At 51.1% G+C, this 16590-nt stretch carries 19 protein-coding genes; 1 reads left to right on the top strand and 18 read right to left on the bottom strand.

Annotated features, from left to right (window positions below):
- Nucleotides 1–7 precede the first annotated feature (7 nt).
- The 15 genes from EJ361_RS20805 to EJ361_RS20735 form a co-directional block, all read right to left on the bottom strand.
- Entirely contained in the window at nucleotides 8–778 is a 771-nt protein-coding gene (locus tag EJ361_RS20805) for a DUF3560 domain-containing protein (RefSeq protein ID WP_126247915.1), read from the bottom strand.
- 52 nt (nucleotides 779–830) lie between these two features.
- A complete protein-coding gene (locus EJ361_RS20800; protein WP_126247913.1) occupies nucleotides 831–1226 on the bottom strand; it encodes a DUF6943 family protein in 396 nt (131 codons plus the stop codon).
- Nucleotides 1227–1675: 449 nt separating this feature from the next.
- Nucleotides 1676–2806 (bottom strand): hypothetical protein, encoded by a 1131-nt coding sequence (locus EJ361_RS20795; protein WP_126247911.1) that lies wholly within the window; start codon nucleotides 2804–2806, stop codon nucleotides 1676–1678.
- Between the two features lie 10 nt (nucleotides 2807–2816).
- Nucleotides 2817–3662 carry a conjugative transposon protein TraN gene (traN, locus tag EJ361_RS20790; protein WP_126247909.1) on the bottom strand — a complete coding sequence of 282 codons (846 nt, stop codon included), beginning with the start codon at nucleotides 3660–3662 and terminating at the stop codon, nucleotides 2817–2819.
- Nucleotides 3663–3679: 17 nt separating this feature from the next.
- The gene (gene traM / locus EJ361_RS20785) at nucleotides 3680–4894 is read right to left on the bottom strand and encodes a conjugative transposon protein TraM (protein WP_126247907.1); all 1215 of its coding nucleotides are present in this window, start codon (nucleotides 4892–4894) and stop codon (nucleotides 3680–3682) included.
- The gene (locus EJ361_RS20780; RefSeq protein WP_126247905.1) at nucleotides 4891–5217 is read right to left on the bottom strand and encodes a hypothetical protein; all 327 of its coding nucleotides are present in this window, start codon (nucleotides 5215–5217) and stop codon (nucleotides 4891–4893) included. Before EJ361_RS20780 ends, traM begins: the two co-directional genes overlap by 4 nt.
- Nucleotides 5214–5825 (bottom strand): conjugative transposon protein TraK, encoded by a 612-nt coding sequence (gene traK / locus EJ361_RS20775; RefSeq protein ID WP_126247903.1) that lies wholly within the window; start codon nucleotides 5823–5825, stop codon nucleotides 5214–5216. Before traK ends, EJ361_RS20780 begins: the two co-directional genes overlap by 4 nt.
- Before the next feature lie 11 nt (nucleotides 5826–5836).
- The gene (gene traJ, locus EJ361_RS20770) at nucleotides 5837–7042 is read right to left on the bottom strand and encodes a conjugative transposon protein TraJ (RefSeq protein WP_126247901.1); all 1206 of its coding nucleotides are present in this window, start codon (nucleotides 7040–7042) and stop codon (nucleotides 5837–5839) included.
- Between the two features lie 7 nt (nucleotides 7043–7049).
- On the bottom strand, nucleotides 7050–7676 hold the full coding sequence (locus EJ361_RS20765) for a TerB family tellurite resistance protein (RefSeq protein ID WP_126247899.1): 627 nt from the start codon (nucleotides 7674–7676) through the stop codon (nucleotides 7050–7052).
- Nucleotides 7673–8311, bottom strand: a complete 639-nt coding sequence (locus EJ361_RS20760) for a hypothetical protein (protein ID WP_126247897.1) — start codon at nucleotides 8309–8311, stop codon at nucleotides 7673–7675. The genes EJ361_RS20765 and EJ361_RS20760 overlap by 4 nt, the downstream gene beginning before the upstream one ends.
- Nucleotides 8312–8316: 5 nt before the next feature.
- The gene (locus tag EJ361_RS20755) at nucleotides 8317–8988 is read right to left on the bottom strand and encodes a conjugal transfer protein TraI (RefSeq protein ID WP_126247894.1); all 672 of its coding nucleotides are present in this window, start codon (nucleotides 8986–8988) and stop codon (nucleotides 8317–8319) included.
- Nucleotide 8989: 1 nt separating this feature from the next.
- Nucleotides 8990–11452: a TraG family conjugative transposon ATPase gene (locus EJ361_RS20750; protein WP_126247892.1), complete on the bottom strand. Its 2463-nt coding sequence runs from the start codon at nucleotides 11450–11452 to the stop codon at nucleotides 8990–8992.
- Nucleotides 11439–11774 carry a DUF4133 domain-containing protein gene (locus tag EJ361_RS20745; protein WP_126247890.1) on the bottom strand — a complete coding sequence of 112 codons (336 nt, stop codon included), beginning with the start codon at nucleotides 11772–11774 and terminating at the stop codon, nucleotides 11439–11441. Before EJ361_RS20745 ends, EJ361_RS20750 begins: the two co-directional genes overlap by 14 nt.
- A gap of 10 nt (nucleotides 11775–11784) precedes the next feature.
- Nucleotides 11785–12108: a DUF4134 domain-containing protein gene (locus EJ361_RS20740; protein WP_126247888.1), complete on the bottom strand. Its 324-nt coding sequence runs from the start codon at nucleotides 12106–12108 to the stop codon at nucleotides 11785–11787.
- Between the two features lie 112 nt (nucleotides 12109–12220).
- A complete protein-coding gene (locus EJ361_RS20735; protein ID WP_126247886.1) occupies nucleotides 12221–12733 on the bottom strand; it encodes a hypothetical protein in 513 nt (170 codons plus the stop codon).
- 148 nt (nucleotides 12734–12881) lie between these two features.
- On the opposite strand from EJ361_RS20735, the gene EJ361_RS20730 reads away from it, so the two are divergent.
- Nucleotides 12882–13676: a hypothetical protein gene (locus EJ361_RS20730; protein ID WP_126247884.1), complete on the top strand. Its 795-nt coding sequence runs from the start codon at nucleotides 12882–12884 to the stop codon at nucleotides 13674–13676.
- Nucleotides 13677–13678: 2 nt separating this feature from the next.
- Here EJ361_RS20730 and EJ361_RS20725 read toward each other — a convergent pair whose 3' ends face one another.
- From EJ361_RS20725 to EJ361_RS20715, 3 genes are all read right to left on the bottom strand, one after another.
- Entirely contained in the window at nucleotides 13679–14545 is an 867-nt protein-coding gene (locus tag EJ361_RS20725; protein ID WP_126247882.1) for an RteC domain-containing protein, read from the bottom strand.
- Between the two features lie 123 nt (nucleotides 14546–14668).
- Complete coding sequence (locus EJ361_RS20720) at nucleotides 14669–15124, bottom strand: hypothetical protein (protein WP_126247880.1); 456 nt, start codon at nucleotides 15122–15124, stop codon at nucleotides 14669–14671.
- A 12-nt stretch (nucleotides 15125–15136) separates the two neighbouring features.
- Nucleotides 15137–16567 carry a hypothetical protein gene (locus EJ361_RS20715; protein ID WP_126247878.1) on the bottom strand — a complete coding sequence of 477 codons (1431 nt, stop codon included), beginning with the start codon at nucleotides 16565–16567 and terminating at the stop codon, nucleotides 15137–15139.
- Between the last annotated feature and the right edge of the window lie 23 nt (nucleotides 16568–16590).

Here is a 16590-nt window from a genome sequence, read left to right as displayed (position 1 = left end):
TTTCAACTCATCCTGCCGGGAGGAAATCCTTAGCTTGCCACTCTGCCCAACTGGACAACTGCCTTTGCCATGCGGATTCCCTGCGGCACCACCGGAAACCGGCTTTTTTAAGGCGAGTACGTGTTTCTTCGTCCGGCTTCGACGGAAAAAATATCTGAACCCGATTAGCTACAACATTCCGGAGGATGCGCACGCCACCTTTCTCGGTTTCCTCGTTCTCCTGGCCGTCGTATCTTTTCAGCAACGCGATCCTGGTTTCTATACGTTTCATTTCCGCTTTAGCATAAGGCAGCCGATAGTGCGGGAAACCCACAGGATTACCATTCTCGTCGTGCAATTCCTTCCAAAGCTCCTCTGAAGCCCCGTCAAGCTGGAGGAAAGCGGCCATATCATGCTTTCTTACGCACTTATTCGCCGCTTTCATGAAAGCATGGTGCGCACTGAGGCGCGCCAGTTTATCCTCCAGTTTGGAAATCGCCTCCGGATCATCGGAAGAAATGGCATCATTACTCTCTATGATCTGCGCCTTTTCCCGGTAGTATTCCGCCTGTTCAGCGGATTTGAAGGCTTTACCGAAAGTGTTGTGGATTCGGCCGCGAAACCGGCGATCTCTTTTTTCGGAATGATGACCTACGAGAATCGGCTGGCCCATCGGGATTACCGAAGCCATTTTGTTTGCATGATCGTAAAGCTGATCGCTTTCCTGTTCCTTTTTCCTGGCTAACTCCAGGGCACGCGTGATGCGGTTTTGCTTGCGTTCTTGATAATCGTGTTTCATAATCTCAGATGTACCACTTTACCGGCGGCACTCCCGTTTATTTGGTGAATGTTCATGCAGAGCGGAGTAGGCTTTGCTTCAATGCCTCTATCAGTTTGATCTTTTGGAGTAGATTCAGCTCGAGGGCCGTAATGGCCTGTAGTCGATCCATATAGCGGTTGATGTTGGAAAAAGCCGCCATCGTAGAAACGATAGCGGTTTTCATAACCCCAATTGAAATGTATTGCACACAGGTGCCGCGGAGATATTGGCGAAACGCCTTCGCCTGCCACATTCCGTAGATGCACCAGTAATATTTGTAGAGATCAACCGGATCGCAGAACAACACGTAGCTATTCCGCCAGGGCTCAAATCCAGGTTTACCGGTGTTCATTCCACGTGAAAGCAGATAGAGGCTACCGGGCTGGGCGGCCGAAGGATTGTAAGTTTGAAGTGTGAAATCTTTCATATTCTTTATTTTTTTGCGGCGTCAGCCGCGGTAAAACATTCTGGAAAGGGGAAAGAGTAAAAAAGAAAGGCATCTATGAGTCGCGGGAGTTGGACATTGACAAATCGCGGAGCTATAAAAGAGAGCGGGGCATAAAAAAGGCCATGCAGTCGCTTTTCTGCATGGCCTTTTTTATGCCCCAAAGCCGAGCCCCGTGTTTATGGCACTCCGCGATTTTTCAATTCCAAACCCCGCGACTATCTTAGCCGCTCTTTTTTACTCTTTCCCCTTTTTGGATGCTTTATTTTTATACTACTTCAGGCTGAAACACTTTCTACGAGAGTTTCCGATAGGTTGTATAAAAAACGAATGGTAAGTTAAACAGGAAAAATGCCGATGAACGGAGCGTCGCAACGGACGCTCAATTGATATCCACTGCCGGCCCCCAAAAAAAGACCACACCGGGAAGCCTATTTGCCAATTTTCCTTTTCTTTTTATCGACCGTAGGCGTATTTCCTATATCACTCAATACTCGCAATCCGTTTTCCAGGCTAGCCTTCGCGCCCGAATTCTTCTGTGGAGTGCTCGCGAAGGCAAGGCGGCGTCCATGTTCGTCATATATTGCCAATGCCCGGCTCTGCGGCGCCGCTTGTATTTTACAACGAACTCCGCGACCATCTATCTGAAGCTCAACGGATCGCGCCTGCCCTTCCCGTAATGCCCGGATCAGGTTCGTGGATTGGGTAGCAGATAAGGGTCTCAAAGGCAACTTTTTCAATTCCGCTTCCAAATCGAAAGAGTGAATGATTAAAGGAACCTGTCCCGGCAGATGCTGTCCTTCTGTGTCCAGGGAATACCATTTCTCGTGCCCCTCTTCGATATGGGCAACAAAGCCGCCGTTTACCAAAGCAGCCGCCTCCGGTGCGGAAAACGACTTTCCCGCATACAAGTCAAAAGATTGCTGAACCGCTCCGGCAGGGCGGTTCAGCATAGACTGTAGGTCTGGCCGGGTGGCGGCATCGAAGGACTGGAAGTAATAGAAATCACTTCCCGGCACCTTCGCGAAATGTAATACGAACTCGGTATTCTTACACCTTGCCGGGTCTGCATACCTGAAATGAAACTGCGGCATCTCCTGAGCCATCATCTTTCTCAGGATCGTTTCTACCGGAAGTCGGAACCCGCGGTCATTCAACGACTGCTGTACAGCATGGTGGTTCAGCGTCCGCAATTCGTTACGCATCGTGTGCCGGATCTGTGTTTCCATTTGCCGAAAGCCCTGGCGCCGTTGCAGCAATATGTCCCGCAGAAAAATGGAAACCGGATGATAAATTAGCTGCCTCAACGGCGTCGGGTATTTTATCGCGCTCATCCGCCTAATCTGATGGCGAACAAACCGGAGGGTGCTGCGCTCGGCCTTCGAGGGGTGCGGGTAAGCCGCCGCTGTGATACCCTCATAGAACCGAATTTTCAAATCAAGTCCCGAAGCGTCCTGTTTCCAGCCTGCCGGGTTGGCTGCGATAGATTGGGCCTCCTGAATCGCGTAGAGGGAAAGAGCCTCGGCGACACGGTTCACCGGGCCGGTTTGTGCAAAATTCATGTACCAGATTTTAGAGTAATGGCCTGGCCTTGAACAGATGCCGGTTCCGTACTTCCATCTGAATATTCCGTCCGCCGTCCTTTTCGTAGATTTCGAACTGGAACTTCTTCCCTTTGGGTATAGTAAACCGCTTTACTACAAAAACGAGCTCAGCAGTTGAATGGCCGGGAACCATCTTACTCCCGGCGGTAATATCCGGTGCAAGCTCTTGCTGCTGCGCGGTTGCACGTTTTACCTGGCGACCGTCAGAAATATACATGCGGGTGAAATCGATAAAGTATGGAAGAGAAGATTTGTTCCATATGCGATACCGGAAATAAAGCCTGTCCTGGTCGAAGTGGATCGATAGCAACCGCAGGCGAAGCTGGTGCTTTCTTGCCGTTTTTCTGAAAAAGGGCTGTCCAGCTTCAACCTTACACAACCGTAGCTGGGTATCGGGCATGCCTTCCTCCATTTCGGGGAAGATCAGTGGCATATGCTGCGCCACCCGGCCTGTCGAAGCAGCCAGGCGTGACAAATCGAAGGTGCCGCCGCTACCGGCCCCAAAGGAAATTTCAAAGGAATACAACTTCCCGTCCGCAGTAAAGACGTGGAGATTGGACGGCTCGAAATCCATGCGGGCGGCTTTCACCTTTAACACATTGCCGACGCCTGCCTGCCGGCTTACGATTATGTCCTGTCTTCCTCTGTCAGCATCCTTGATAGGCGCGGGAAAAATCAGCACGGTCGTTTTGTTGTAGCCTACGGAAAGCGAATAAGGGGTGATCGCCGTGCTGGAGGGAAGTTCCACCATTTGGGCTGACGCATTTCCGAGGGTCAGCAGGAATAACAACGGTAAAATGATGCATTGTTTCATATAAGATGATTTACTGGTTAAAAACGAGTGTTTACCAACATGACTTTGTGATTGGCTTTGAGCGTGGCATATGGCGTTTTCGTCTTTTTCGATAACAGGCTTTTAGCGGCCTGAATACCGGATGCGGCTGCCTGTGCCCCCAGGCTGGGGTCCATGTTGTACAGCTCCAGGTTTTGCACCGCCTGGTTTAGCCCCTCACGGCTCGCGTCGCGGGCATCTGCGCCCGGCGCAGATATGCCCGCGATCCCGTCGATATCGAAGACGGTCAGTTTCACCGGTAGCACGGTATTGGCGTAAAAAGCGTGGCGAATATCGAGCTCAACCCTTTCCTTGGCGACAGTGGCCCTTCCGAAGACAAAACTGTTTGCCGGAATTTTGGCGTTGTTGACATATATATCCTGCAGCAGTCGTAACCGGACGATGGAGCCAGTACGTACACGCTGGTCGGCATGTACCGTGGCCGCAATCGTTCCGTTTCCGGGCGGTTGTTCTATGCTTTGAGGTGTAGGTTCTTCGGAAAGCCCATAAAAACCGTTGTCAGTATACTCGCTGGGTTTTGGGCCAGCAACGGTAGCGATGAAGGATTCCAGCGTATCGTCTGGAACAGGCTTTGCATGCCCGGGATTGCGCCCCGGCTGCTGGATTTCCAAAATTTTGTCCAGCATCCCGTCCAAACGCTTTATCTCTACGTCATCAGGCGGGTTTGCGACATCACCCATGAGCTTTTCTAACCGCCCCAGGTCGGCGGAAGTCCGCTTGTCGGACGGAAGAGCAATCGGCAGACCGGCGTTGGGCATGTGAGGCTCTGCTTCCTGTTGGGCCAGGGTCATCTGTAGCCGCTCCAGCACTTTCTCCACCTTCCGTTCGTTGGGGTCGGTGCTTGACGTCGCACGGCGAGTTTCCTGCGGCAGTTGCGGCGGGACATTCACGATTTCAGGTGCAACGCCCTCGACCGGGAACAGAAGGGAGTCTCTGCGAGCTTCCTTCAGTTTGCGGAGGCTGTCCTGGCGTGCTTCCATATATAAATCCAGTTTGTTCTTATACCGATCGTCCAGCTTGGGGCCGGGCAGGTCTGTATTGAAGGCACTTTTCCCGGTTTTTTCCGCAGGAGTGCCAGATTCCCGCAAAAAGGTAAAAAGGTAATAGAACCCCAGCGTCAGCACGAACGCCGCTACTGGCAATAACTTCAGTAGTTTACTGATGTCGAGTTTTGAGAGTGGTATGGAAGTCATGGTAAAAGGTTTTTGTTCTGAATCGAATCGAGCGAAAGTGCCTGTGGCAGCGGCGCCTGCAAGTGCTGGAGCCTTTCCTGCCTGATCGGCGGGCGATGGCTGTTTCTCGGCGAAATCACCCCGGTAATTGCCAGGTGAAGGAAACAGGTTCCGGCTACCAGCGTGAAGCACAGTAGCATCGTTTGTTTTTGCCTAACAGTAAAAAGTTGCTCACTGCGCCGGAGGTAGCTCGCCAGCGTCTTGAGCCAACGCCGACCGTTCTGGCGTTCCGGTGCAAGAGGAACTTCATCGTGCCCGCGGATGATGTTTTGGAGAATTTTCATCGGTGCATGTCTTGGTTTGAAATGATCCGCCATGCGCCAATCAGCATACCCTGCGGGTTATTTTCGCTGATTGCGGCGGTTTCTGTTATGGTGCCCGTGGTGATGAGCGAGCGGACGATGGTGGAGGTGGCGCGAACGATCTTCAGCTTTCCGTAAAAAGCAAAACGGACTGGACTTGCATTCACATCAACCGCAACGCTGTCGGCTTCAACAAACTGGTTGATGTTTCCGGAAACGATCCCGGTGTAGTAGCCTGACTCCTGGAGGTTGTCATACTCCTTTTTTGCAGTCGCGTCGGCCAAATACAGCGCCCGCGTGACGCCTCGGCGGATAGCTTCTTCGTCGGGAGAAGCGGTAAAGAAAAAATGATGGAAATCACGCACATGGTCTTTCACCCTTATTTCCAATACGCGCCTCTTATCCGTGCCTGTTGCCTCCAACAATTTGCCGTTGGCGAGTACATACACCTTCGACCGTTCTTCCCGGACAACACGCACGGCCCAGTATTGGGCCAGCGCGGAGCCAATACCGTTAACGGCAAGGAATAAGTAAGAAAACAGTCTGATGTGCCGGAAAGCGGCATCTACATTTTTGAAATGTTGGAACATAGCCTGGGAGTTTACTTACCTGAGATTTGATTGAATTGATGCCCAGCGTCCTTGTTATAGCCTTCCGAGTTTGCGGCATCCGCCATCGGGTAACGCAATTTGTCAGACGCGCCGGTGTCGGCTGCCGCACTTCCAGCCGCCGACGCCCCGGCTGCTGAAGAGGAGCCCGCTGCGGCTCCGGCGCCTCCTGTACCCGCAACCACAGCGGTGCGCGCCGCAGATTGAAACTTCGATAACAGGGCATTGCCGCCACTGGCGTGCACGATGTAGTTGGCGATCGACGGCACGGTGAAATACCCGACGATGCCGACGACGAGGAACACGATGTAAGCCACGCTGGTCAAGCTATACGTTGCATTGTTTCCGCCAGCGAGCACGGCTTCAATGTCATTCTTGATAAGATTTTCTTGAATACGGGAGATCATGGCACCGAAGAGATTGGCAACGGGAAGCCACATGTATACGTTTATATACCGGGCAAGCCAGACGGACAACGTATGCTGGAAACCGTCGTAAACGCTCAGGGCGAAGACAAACGGCCCCACGATGGCGAGGATGACCAGGTGAAACGTCCGCATGGCGTCGATACAAAGCGCAGCGGCGTAGAAAAGGATCTGGAGTATCTTCGACACAATAAGCTGGACGTAGTAAAGGATCGTTCCTTCGACCTTTCCCCACATCAGGCTCCAGAATCCACGGGAATTCTCTTCACCCGCCGTTTGAGCGTTGAGGTACTTGTAGTATTCCTGCATTTCCTGGTCGCTGGTCTCCGGGCTGCCGGGGGGCAATTCCGCCTTTCCTTTCGCGAGTAACTCATATTCCACACGCATCAGTTCCTTTACAGCGTTGTCGCTTTGGGTGACAAGCTCGTTCGTTGCGTCAACCGTTGGCTGAAGAATACCGTTGATAACGCCCAACACCAGCGGATAGATACCGATCAGCACAGCGAGCACGAAAGGGCGCAGCAACGGGAAAAAATCGATAGGTTCCGCCGCCGCCAGACTCCGGCCAGCGCGGGCTGCGATGTAGAAGATGGCGCCGAAGCCGGCTATGCCCCGCGCGACCGTCGTCAAGCGGCCGCAAAGCGGGATCATATCGTCGTAAATCCGGTCAAGTATATCATGGAGTTTCTGGATATCCGCGTTTCCGCCCGACTGGGCAAGACAAACGGCGGGCAATGCCGCTATTAGCAGCACCAACAGGAAGGACTTTTTCATGGATTTCCTATTTACTGGCCTGGCGGCCGGTTAGCTGTTCTATTTCCTGGAACCTGCCGACCCGTATGCGAGCCACGGAGCCGGTGTTGAGATTGAATTGCCGCAAAGAGGACAAATCGCTTTGCACCGACGCAAAAACGCGGTCAATTGCCGCCATGCGCTCGGCATCGGTCATCCGCAACTTGCCTCCGGTCACGATCAATACCAGCTCTTCGAGGTTCCGTACAGATTTGTCAAAGAGGCCGGCGTACACGCGCTTAATGGCCGAAAGCTCATCAGGAGTAAACATCCCATTTCGTCGGAACCGGGAAAGAGCGGTGCGGTACTCCGCGACGATGATCCGCTGCATCGCGATAATTTCCGGAATGCGCCGATATCGGGCAACGCCGGGGCTGACCGCCATCAGGCCATCCAAAAACAGTTCATGTAGCTTAAAATTCCCCTGGGACAGGTCGCGGACAGCATTGTAACCGCGGCTGAGCACTGTGTAGGCGCGGCGCATGTCAGCCAATATCTGGCGGAACTGATTTAACTTCTCGATGTTGAGCCCCAGTTGAATTACATCATGGGATTGGGCGCCCGCTGGGCGAAACCCCATCAGCACAAGGAACAAAAGAATAGCGGCGCTTTTCATGGCAACAAGGTTTTGAAGTGAAGGTGTTCACGGCTGTTACTGACCGCGGCCGCCGCTGAACGCTCGAAATCATCGGAAAGCTGCCGAATGCGTGCCCGCCGCAATTCCTGCCGGGCAACCAGGTGCCTGACCTGCTCCAGCCGCTCCGCGTCGTTCAATTCATAGCGGCCGTCCGTCAGGAGATCAGTTAAAAAAAGCAGGTCGCGGGCGAGATCGTCGGAGAACTGGAGATATGCGTCCACCAGGATGCTGCGTTTCCAGGTGGGAAAGCCTTCGATAGTTTCCCATCGGGTACGCATACGCCGGCAATGTTCAAACAGAGATGCATAGCTGCCGGCAAGGTTCAGCACTTTCTGATGCCTCCGAATGAAGGGGCTGACGTGTTGCAACGATGAAAAGAATGCGGAATGGATATCGAAATCGCCGCGCTTGATCTGGCCGACAACCTGAAGCCCGCCACTGACAGCCTGATACCCTTGGCGGGCCAAGGACAGGTATTGCTGAAGCGCGGCGATCTGTATTGCCAGATACCTCCGCTGTGTCTGGTTTTGGCGAAGCCATTCAGCGGCCAGTTGGGCCCGCACATTCCCGGCGAGAACCATCAAAAGGAGGATGAGAATAGTTTTCCGGTACATGAGCGTCATTTTATTCCGTATAAGCCCTTTATCCTGTTTGCCTCTTTTGCGCTCCGGGCACGCTGGAGGCTGAGGCCGGCGGCTCGATGCGTTACCCGGCGCAGCGCGACGACATGCCCTTCCATTCGGTCCGCAGCCTCACTTATGATCTTCAGCCGGTCAGCATCACTCATCCGCACGGTGAAGGCATTGACCACATTCAGCACGTCTTCCACGTTATTTAGGCTTTCAGCAAGGATGCCGGAATACAGCGCGTGAAGCTGGTCAACCTCAGCTGCATTAAAATGTCGGTCCTCCCGGATGACGGTAAATGCCCGGCGGTATTCTTCCACCAGCACGCGTTGCCGCTGGACGATCTCAGCCACGCGCCGGTAGTAGGCAATGACGGATTTTACCTTCCACAGCTCGGCGAAGTAGTCCTGGTACAACACCCGCTGCCGCTCCGTCCACTGGCCGATCTCCTCCAACCGCAGCTTCGCCATGATGTTCTCCAGCGCCTTTTGGGCATTTTGAAGGGCGATCGTCCGGTTCTGGAGCCGCTGGATTTGCAAATCCATCGCACGGATCACCTTCTTTACCACGGCGGTAACAACGGGCCAAATCGCATACGTACGGCTGACGGGAACTCCGGTCAGGACGACCAGGAGGGCGAGTGTGATAAAAATCTTCCGTTTCATATCATATCTTTTTTGAACGTATGTCGGCGGCAAGCCGGGAAATGCCACGCCTGATGGAGCCATACCGCGCCGCATATTGTTGCACCAGCAGCTTTTCCCGTTCCTCGGTGGTGTAGCACAGGTATTCTTCGAGGGAGACTTCCGTCCGGTACACCTTGCTGTAAGCGCCCAGGCTGATGAAAATTTCTTTGTACTTCAGGTGCGGATCGTTTGCCTTGTTCATAGACAAGATCAGGCTCCGGTCCCGGTCTGTCAGGCCCAGGGCATCCTGAACTGCCTGGAACTTGTTCGCGTATTTACTTTGGTCGAGCAGGATTTTGATGTCGCTGTTAGCGATAATGGTGTCCTTGATTATCGGGCTGGAAATGATATCGTCGATCTCTTGGGTGACAACGGCCGCCGTACCATAGAACTTCCGGACGGTTTTGAACAGATAGCGGATGTATTCCGCCATTCCGGCACGGGCAATTGCTTTCCATGCTTCTTCGATCAGGATGATCTTACGCACACCCTTCAGGCGCCGCATCTTGTTGAGAAAATTCTCGGCGAGCGTCAAGGTTACGGCTGGCAGCAGGATGGGATGGTCACGGATCGCGTCCAGCTCGTACACGATGAAATTGGTATGGAGCAAGTCCAGGTTCTCCGTCGCATTTAACAGGTAATCATATTCTCCGCCGGTGTAGTATGGCCGGAGCACGTATAGGAAATTGTCAATGTCGAAATGCTTGTCTTTCACGCCCTGCTGGCGCAGTTCCGGGACAAAGACATCGCGGAGGTAGTCGTAAAACGTATTGAAACACGGAAAGACGCCAGGATCGGCCTTCAGCTTGTCGAAGTAGCTCTGCAGCGCGTTGGACAGGGAAATGTATTCACTCCTGGAATACGCCTCGTCGTCCTTCTTCCACAAAGCCAGCAGCAATGACTTTATCGCCTCGCGTTTCTCCGTATCCAGTTGGTTATCTGGAACGAAAAACGGGTTGAAGGATATGGGATTCTTTTCGCTGAACGTAAAGTAGTACCCACCTACGAGGTCGCAAAGTCCCTTATATGAGTGCCCTACGTCCACGACAAGGATGTGGTCGCCGCATTCATTGCAGCTACGCAGGATGTGGTTGGTGGCAAACGACTTTCCGGAGCCGGACGGCCCGCAAAGGAAAATATTCCGGTTCTGAATAAGCCCCCGGTCGAAGGGTTCATAGAATAAATCGACCTGAAGGGGTCGCCCTGTCAAACGGTCGCCGAACCGAATGCCCTGCGCGGCGAGGGAAGTCCGGTAGTTCGTTTCGACGTTGAAAAAACACACAGCCTGCTCGGCAAACGTGTCAAATCTCGCCGTGGATGGTAGTTCCGCCCCGTTTCCCGGGATGCCAGCCCAAAACAAGCACGCCGCCGCCGCCGTCTCCAGCTTTGCTTTACCATCCAGCGCGGCCATTGCGGAGGACACCATGTTCCGGAGTTCCCTGCTCTTCGCCGGGTCATCGTGCCAGGCAATCACATTCAAGTGGGCTTTCACTGGCAATCGGCCCTGACCGATGGCTTCATTGAGGAATGCGCTCGTCGCGTCACGGCTGATGGCGTTTTCACGTGAATAGGCCGAAAGTGATTGCAAACGTTTCCGTTTTGCTTCCAAGTGGCGGAGGGTCCCCGCCGCGTCACCGACAATGATGTACTGGTTGACGATATGATTGCAATGCAGCAACAGGCCTAACGGCGCACCGAAACCGATGGAGAACGGGGTACGCTCGGTGCTGTACTTTTCGTAATTCAGGCGGGGGCCGCACAGGGAAGGCAGGTCATCAGGATCTGCAAGGGAAAAAATGTGCAGGGAGTGTCCCGCTACGCCCAATTCCCCACCAGTATTGAAATCGGCCAATACCGGCATTTGGTCTTCAGCCAATTGATAGCAATATCTTTCGAGCAGGCCTGCACGATTAGGAGAACTGGCCAGGACATCACCGTCCAGCCTCCGCAGCTCCAGGAAACCGCTGTCTTGCAGAACGGCGGCGAACTGGCTGGCCTTTTCGGCAAATACCTCGAAGCGCCGGTCGTCCAGCAGCTCCCGGGCAACAGGAGACGTGCGAAACAAGACGCCTGCCGTCGGCGCTGGGTTCAATAAGGCCGGTGGCACCGTGCTGAGAAAAATGTAACATTCATGGCGCAGAAAGGGTCTTTCCGAAAAATGCCGGTCGCTGGCGTCCATAAGGAAAGAGTCAGCCGAGGCGGATGGCTTGAAACCTTCCTCTAAGTACCAGTCTTGCTTATGAACGATAGTATGTTCCGGCAGTACGCGTATCGCCTTCACAAAAGCGGCATGGAGCGCCTCATAGTCAGCGGAAGACATCGTGAATATCTCCGGCAGCACGACCGAAAAAGCTATGGAAACGCTGCCGGATTTAGCAATGAGAAAATCCTTTTCGATTTTATGAATAGGGAACACGCTCTCCAGCGTTTTACTCTTTTTCATACTTGCGTGAATTGAAGGAGGTGAAGACACTACGCGAGGACGTCGTGATATGCTGCGGCAAACGGGATTGAGCGAGCTTCTTTGCTAGGCCATGCTCGCCGTACCGCTTGCTATACCGTTGAACCGCAACCAACAGCCCATATCCTGCAACCACTACGGCTACGACAACCGGTATTGCCGGTATTCCTGCGATGAAGGCAATTGCACAAAGCAGCAGCAGGAGAACCATGCCCACTGCGAGAAAGAGCAGATACTGCGCCTTTATACCCCGAAACTCGATGCTGCGGTTGACGCCTTTGTTTATTTGATATACTGTTGCCATCGGTAAAGATTTACACGCCGAAAAAGCTCTTCAATACCGTAGCCACAACGACCAGGAAAATGCAGGCACCGAACCAACTCGCGGCCAGCTTCGTCGTTTCCGTATCGCCTTGGCTCCATCGGGTATAGACCTTTACGGCGCCTACCAGCCCAAGTACGGCGCCGATGGCATAAAGCAGGGTTATTCCAGTGTCGAAGTATTCACGGACCATGTCATTTGCTTGTTCGATACCGGCAACACCATCTTGGGCATTAGCGGAAATGCTCGCAGATAAGAGAACGATGGCAATAGCCTGCCAGCGGGCTTTCTGCCCGTATGAATTGAGTAATTTCATGAATTGGAAATTTGGGAGGTGAGGATGCCCTGCCTGTGGGGGCCCGTCGCCGGCGGAGAACCGTTGATCGGCAGGCAGGGCTATGATGGGAAAGTTAATTTGACCATGTGGCCTACGACCACAGTTCCGCCAGTTCCGCTTCCGTAAAACGTAATGCCAGGTCGCGCTCTACAGATACAGCCACATATCGGTTAATGGCATCGTAGAACTCGGTATTCTGGAAAATACCGTATTGGCTTACGATAGCCCGTATCTTCGTGAACACTTCAGCAGGATTGGCGGGATGGCTGGCGATGTTGCCGATAACGGCAGCGATATGATCGATTACTGCTTCAGCTTCCTTCAGGAGAATACTTGAATCGTCCTCCACCAGTTCCAATTCGCCGGAGTTATCTTCTTCTGTAAAATCGATTTCGGGATCTTGAGGCTCGTAGCTGGAAGTTGGAAAGCGATTGCTAAATGAAGGTGCCAGGGGCTCCCTGAAGCCAGCCGTCTGAACGACTGGTACGGGAATTTCTTTCTTACTGAACGCTTTTGCCCTGATGAAAAAAAGATAAACCAGGACATATGTAATGCCCGAGAGAAGCAGGGCGAGCAGTACCGGTGAAAAATTGATAGATGCCATACAATTGTATTTTGATTATGAAATAAATTGTAAGGCAAATGTGCGATCCACTAAAGCTCATTTTTCATAGTCTAAATCCTAGTTGGGTAATTTTATTTTGAATTTTTCACCATCTTTGGAATAGTTATCTTCAAAAACAAAAAATCCGATGGATGACATAACCGTACGGTACAACTTTAAGTATGATTCCGTAATAGTAATTCAGTCGCTTCTTCCAAATGAACCAGAAACCGGAAAAGAGCTTTTCAATGACATAACTAGAAGACGTTGTGAGCGCAACGGCACGCGGGCACATTACATTTCCATTCAGACTAAAAACGAATTCTTCCAAGAACTATATGCCATAAAAGCGCAAGTAATAGCCGGAACAGTATCTCCCATTTTGCACATGGAAATACATGGAGGTCGAAAAGGTTTAGAATTAGGAAATGGAGAAGTAGTTTTATGGGAAGAGCTGGCGGGAATTTTCAGGGAAATGAACCGGGCATTGAAGAATGGGTTAATCATTTCTTTGGCGACTTGTCAGGGGGCATACATGTACAAGTTAACTGACATTCAGCAGACTGCACCGTATTGGGGATTCATAGGTCCAAAGGATATTATTAGAAACGAAAACTTCACGCGAGACTTCAGTGGTTTTTACGACCTTTTGTTAGAAACACACGATCTTGGAAAGGCCCTTGACGCACTTAACATCAATAATGAAACCTATTTATATGCATTTCTTACTGCTGAGATGATTTTCGATTTGGTCGTTGAAGAAATTAATAGAAGGCCAAAGGAAAAAAGCGTGGAAACTTTTAGACGGCTTTTTTCGCGGACAAAAAAAGCATTTCCCGAACTAAATAGATATCAAAGGAGACAACAATTAAAGCATAATCAAAATGTGCACAACAGAAGTGTTTTCTTGGCGAAACTAAAAAGAGATTTTTTGATGAAGTGATGTTACCTTTTATTTCTCCGTATTCGGTTTCTTTCCTCTACTGCATCAATATATAGCAAATACTTACTTTTAATCCATTCCAAGGCTGAGGCTAGTCCTTTCTTTCTGCGAAGGATTTCCTGGAACGTAATTGTATGGGCTTTCAACTCAATATAAAACACCTTTTCGCAATACCGTGTAATCGCTTCGACCGTCGCATCCCCGTTATTGAATACCTTCGCTGCATAGAATGCATAAATGATCTCGATCAAGCTGGTTTTTGATTCAGTCCATTGAAGCGGGGCAACGCCATCCGACTTCACCTGCTGAGAATTTCCGGAAAGTTCCTCTTCAATAGCGTCATTTACATAAACCCTTAACCGCTCATTCGCCAAAACAATTGCTATTTTAAGTGAATGCGGTGTACACTGCTGCCTGTCGATCACCGCTGCATAAGTATCGGTATAAAACTCCTCCATTTTCGGGTTACGGAGAAAGAACTCCTGATCGCGATGCGTTTTTCCACTTCTGTAATATTTATAAAAATCAAGGTGATGAAAGAAAAAATCATCGATCTTTTTTATTTCATGCTCAAGGTATTTCACCCGGCTCTTCGATGAGCCAGGGAAAGTGTGGCATTGAATCGAATAAACTGTACTATAATAAATCCACAGCGCATAAAATTCCGGGTTAATATCCTTAAAAAACCGGATTTCCTCGTCGGTGCTGGTGAACGTGTGTAATCTTACCAATTCTTTGAGGGAAATGAGTGCTTGATTAATATAAACCAGGATCTTTTCAGTGCGGGCCAACGATACCGATGGGTCACGAGATAATATATTGATCTTGGTCTGCAATTCGCGCAGCAGATCATCAGAAGCGGTCAGCATTTTGAATCATTTTAAAATGAAACATAGGGGCACGAAAAAGGGGAAGCATCATTGCCCAGGTTGGGGTGATACTTCCCCCTCGCAGCTGCGATTAAAGCAGCGTAAGGTATGGTAGTTATTATATCAGTTCAATAATAGATAGGCTTTTCCCTGAAACAATACAAATGATTCGATTTGGTCGTCTTTCAGCAAAAAGTACCGTACAAACTTACCTGATGGATCAGTCACAACATACGACCTTTGGCGATAATCGGGTCCGAGGGTCATTATTTGTAGTTTTTCATCAACATCGTTATATGGTATGATCTTCAGATCATCGATTTTGACCCTTTTGACCTGTTCCACCAAATCGGCCACCGCCATGCTGAGGTACATCTTCCTGGTCGCTCTGGAAGCGACTTTTGATTCTTCCGCATAAAAAACCACATACTTTGACACTACGGTATCGATATGCCACCTCGGGCCTGCGATGTAAGTAAGGAACTTCTTAATGATCGCCTGGTCACGCGAAGGCTGGGTAACTGCAAATGCGTGGAAGGTAATCAAACTAAAAATGATAAGAAACTTCACGGTTTTCATAAAAAATATGGTTTAGTTACATTCTCCTGTGTTATCGTCCGAGCGGCCCCGTCCTGAAACGGCTCCGGGCACCTTTTTTAAATCCTCGCCAAAACTACCAGGATTCAATCCTGATCCTACGAGCCACCATGCCTTTGTTCGTGGAATTTTCAAACCGCAGGCATCGGATACGTCCAGAACAAAATTAGTACAATTATAATTTTCCAGATGGTATTGAGGATTAAAACTCTCAATTATGGAAAGCACTTTTGCTAACGCCTCGCCGGAGATATTTACATCCAGCCTCACGTCATAACTGGCGTCGGAGTCATCGCCTAGCTGGCTTTGGCCCTCTTTCGCGAAAAACGGCGACACGGCTTCAAAAGGATGAAAACCAAGGGTACGCCGCACGATCTGCCCACCGAAATTTTGTTCAATGGTAATATAAGAATGACCGACTTTCCCCTTCACGGTAAACGGCTCATCGCTGCCTGCCTGTGGCTGGTCGGCGTATAGGGTGAGTTTAGCCGCTCCGGTACGATCAAAACAGCGAACATATTTCTTTACGTCTACGATCGGCTTTGTAGGAGGAAGCACGGCGAGCGGCCCGGTGTTTTGACCCGGAGGGGTCGAGCTCCCACCGCAGGGGTTCGTTGATCCGTTGCCCGGGCCTACTGATCCTCCGCCGCCGCCACCAATTCCGCCGCCGCCGTAGCCGCCTTCACCACCTGGGCCACTGCTTCCCCAGCCAGAATCTTCTACCCATATGTAGTTGTAAATGCAGTCTGTACTGTAGACGATATTACCGATACAATTGCCGCGCCCATCGCCAGTACAGGCCATTGTTGTGTAGCAGGTGATCGACATGGCATATCCAGCAGCCTTTACCATCGGCGTAAAGGAACCACCGGACTTACGTGCGCTTTCAAAGTGCTGTCGCTCGGTGCGGGTCATCATGCATTCACCGATGGCTGCGGGCTCGGCATCCGGAAATGCGCGCTGGTTGAATAAATCGGCAGCAATGAATATTGTACGGGCATTCGCGGCGTTCCTTCCGTTATTATATCCATATCGTTCCGGCCTTCGGGAATCAATAACCCGAAAGCGGAAGCGGTCACCCTTTACCATTACCAGCAAGCCGGTAACCCGCTTTTCGTTGGAATTGATAAGAGGTAACATAACAGAAGGGGCACCGGACTGAACCCCAAAGGCTGCGTGCTCCCAGGCAGGAGAGCCAATGGCAGCGATAACGCTATCCATCCAGGGCCGGGCATCTTCCGATACCAAAAGTGAATCTGTAAATGGAACCAGTCGCTCGTCAGCCGTGGCCGGTAGGTTCGTAAAAAGATGACTGGGTTTCTTTTTTTCTACTGTGGAATCGGTTTTTGAGCAACCGATAAGGAAAAGAATAGCTGCTACGGCAAAAATCACTTGCCGCACGGGGTAGGTGTGATATGGTTTCATAGCAATTTTGGTTTATACTAACA

The sequence above is a fragment of the Chitinophaga rhizosphaerae genome (genome assembly GCF_003958645.1).
Classification (GTDB): Bacteria; Bacteroidota; Bacteroidia; order Chitinophagales; family Chitinophagaceae; genus Chitinophaga; species Chitinophaga rhizosphaerae.
The sequence above is the reverse complement of the archived record's forward strand: the minus strand, read 5'-3'. Positions and strand labels throughout refer to the sequence as shown.